At 71.4% G+C, this 3,312-nt stretch carries 2 protein-coding genes; one reads left to right on the forward strand and one right to left on the reverse strand.

The genetic code is table 11. The features are described 5' to 3' along the window. The coding region (locus WA805_RS02250; RefSeq protein ID WP_425241530.1) for an alpha/beta hydrolase fold domain-containing protein at positions 1-2,060 on the reverse strand (2,060 nt) is incomplete at its 3' end. Positions 2,061-2,308: 248 nt separating this feature from the next. Here WA805_RS02250 and WA805_RS02255 point away from each other — a divergent pair. After that, on the forward strand, positions 2,309-3,312 hold a 1,004-nt coding region (locus tag WA805_RS02255; protein WP_425241531.1), incomplete at its 3' end, for a serine/threonine-protein kinase.

Raw genomic sequence — 3,312 nt, forward strand, 5'->3', positions numbered from 1 at the left:
CTGTCCCCGGCGACCGCGACCGGGCGCCCGTCCGCCAGTTCCCCGGCGGTCCACTCCAGCGCGTCGTAGGCGTCGTCCGCCGCCGCGGGGAACACGTGCTCGGGCGCGAGCCGGTAATCGACGCTCACCACGTCACAGCCGGAGGCGACCGCCAGCGCGCGGACTGACGCGTCCCAGCCGTCGACCGAGCCGACCACCCAGCCGCCGCCGTGGTAGTAGACCACCACGCCTGGCGCGCCGGGAGCGGGGGAGTACACCCGCGCGGGTATCCCGCCCGCCTGACCCGGGATCACGACGTCCCGCACGGACGCCACGTCGGGCCCTGGCCCGATGTGCTCGTTGTTCGCGGTGACCATGGCCCGCGCCTGCTCCGGTGTCATCTCCCAGATCGGCGGGCCGCCCGCGGCGGCCATCCCGTCGAGGATCAGCTGCGCCTGCGGATGGACAGAACTGCTCATCGCTAACCTCCGGTCGAGTGCGAACCCCTCATACCCCGCCGCCGCCACCGCGTCGCACCGCGCCCGGTACGGCCCGACGCCGCCGAGGTAGGACGTGAACACCCGCGGCTTGCCCGGGATGTTCGCGCCCACGTACCAGGAGTCCGCGAGCGGGAACAGCGTGGAGTATGCCACCTCGGTCACGTGCGCCATCCAGGCGTCTTCCGCCGACGGCTTGGCCTGCACCGCGGCGTACCCGTGCGCCCCCGCGTACAGCACGCAGTCCCTGATCCACTCCACGTGCTGCTCGATCGACAGCACCATGTTGCTGAACACCGACGGGGACCCCGGCCCGGTCACGATGAACATGTTCGGGAACCCGGCGGGGGCGACGCCCAGGTAAGCGCGCGGTCCCGCCGACCACTTCTCGGCCAGCGGAACCCCGCCGACGCCGCGGACGTCGATCTGGTTGAGGGCGCCAGAGATCGCATCGAAACCGGTCGCGAACACCAGCGCGTCCAGCTCGTAGAACGCGTCCGCCGTGCGCAGCCCGCGCGCCAGCACCGAAGTCAGCGGCGCCGACCTGATGTCCACCAGCGTCACGTTGGGCCGGTTGAACATCGCGAAGTAGTCGTCGCTCTGGCACAGCCGCTTCGCCCCGACCGGGTAGGTGCGCGGCAGCAGCAGCTCGGCCACCGCGGGATCGGCGACCGTCTCCCTGATCCGGTCCCGCATGAACTCCGCCACGATGTCGTTGGCGTCCCGGTCGACGAGCACGTCGGTGTACGCGCCGAGGAACGGCATCCCGCCGCCCGCCTGCCATCGCTCCGTGAGGGTCCGCTGCACCTCGGCGGGCGGCTCGGCCAGCGCCGGCCGCCCGGTCCCGGCGATCGGCACGCCGAGGAACGACTTTTGCGCCTGCTTCCGGTACGACCGGTAGTCCGCCTTGAACCCGGCCTCCCACGCCGGGTCGGTGGCGCCGTTCCTGTTGGGCACCGCGAAGTTCGCGGTCCGCTGGAACACGTACAGGTGCTCGGCGACGGCGGCGATCTCGGGCGCGACCTGAATGCCGGTAGACCCGGTGCCGATCAGCCCGACCCGCAGCCCGGTGAAGTCCACTCCGTCGGCCGGCCACCGGCTGGTGTGATACCACGGCCCGGCGAACGTCTCCAGGCCAGGCAGCGACGGCACCTGGTACGCCGACAGGCAGCCGACCGCCGACACGAAAAACCGCGCGGTGACCGACGCTCCGTCGTCGGTCGTCACCGTCCACTCGGCCTGGTCCGCGTCCCATGAGGCCGCGGTCACCCGGGTGTTGAGCTGGATGTCCGGCCACAGCCCGAACCGGTCGGTGACATGGTTCAGGTAGCGCAGCACCTCGGGCTGCGCGGGGTACCGCTCGCTCCACGACCAGTCCTGCTCGAGCTCGGGGGAGAACGAGTAGGAGTAGTCCTTGGACTCCACGTCGCAGCGCGCCCCGGGGTAGCGGTTCCAGAACCACGTGCCGCCGATCCCGCTGCCGGCCTCGAATGCCCGCACCGTCAGCCCGGCGGACCGGAATGCGTGCACCGCGTAAATCCCGGCGAACCCGGCTCCTGCCACCGCCACGTCGAGGTCTGCCATGACCTGACGGTAGAGAAGAGAAAAACCCCGGTCAATCCGGCTTTTCAACAAGCCGCGGATCGTCCTTTGGTGTCGCGCACTAGTCTGACAGAACGGGCCCGGCCGTCTCCGTCCCGCCGCCTCCTCCCGGCGCGTGGCGGCCGTAGGCCAATCCGATACCGAATGTCGCGAAGGTTTCGCTGTCCGCCATGGATCAGAATGTGCGAGATTGTGAATTGTCACATGCCCTGTGGGGAGGCAGCTGACTAATGTCACAGTCGTCGGTGGCTGCACTGCGCCGCTGGGACCCCGAACAGATCGGTCCCTTCGCCATCATCGGCCGGCTCGGTGCCGGGGCGATGGGGCAGGTGTTCCTCGCCCGGTCCACGGCCGGGCGGCTGGTGGCGGTGAAGACGATCAGGATCGAACTCGCCGAGGAGCCAGGCTTCCGTGCCAGGTTCGCTCGTGAGGTGGCGGCGGCCAGGCAGGTGAGCGGCGTGTTCACCGCCGCGGTGGTGGCGGCCGATCCTGAGGCGGACTTGCCCTGGGTCGCGACCGCTTATGTGCCCGCGCCGTCGCTGAGCACGCTGGTCCGCAACTGCGGCCCGCTGCCGGTGCCCGCCGTCCGGTGGCTCGCCGCGGGCTGCGCGGAGGCACTCGAGTCGATTCACGCCGCCGGGCTGCTGCACCGCGACGTGAAGCCGTCGAACGTGCTGGTGGCGCCGGACGGCCCCCGGGTGATCGACTTCGGGGTGGCCAGGGCCGCCGAGCGGGTGCAGCTCACCGTCACCCGCGGTGCGGCGGGTACGCCCGCGTACATGGCGCCTGAGCAGGCCAGGGACGCCACGCAGGCCTCGCCGGCCAGCGACGTCTTCTCGCTCGGCGCGACGATCGTGTTCGCCGCGACCGGCCACCCGCCCTACCAGGGCGAGACGGTGATGGACATCCTCGTCAGGCTCGCGACAGAGCCGCCTGACCTCACCGGCCTGCCAGACGAGCTGACCGACCTGGTCAGCGGCTGCCTGCGGCGCGTGCCGCGGGACCGCCCGACCAACGCCGCGATCCTCACCGGGCTCGGCTCGTTCGCCGCGGAACCGGACGGCGCCGGCCACGCCTACCTGCCGGATTCCGCGATGGCGCTGATCGCCGACTACCAGCACGCAGGCCCCGGCACCGCCAACGGCGATGGCGTGACAGGCGAGGATGTGGCAGGCGAGGGGGCGGCGGGTGACACAGCCGGCTCGGGAGCCCCGGTCGGCGCCGACACGTCCGG

It is taken from the genome of Trebonia sp. (assembly GCF_049794275.1).
Taxonomy (GTDB): Bacteria; Actinomycetota; Actinomycetes; order Streptosporangiales; family Streptosporangiaceae; genus Trebonia.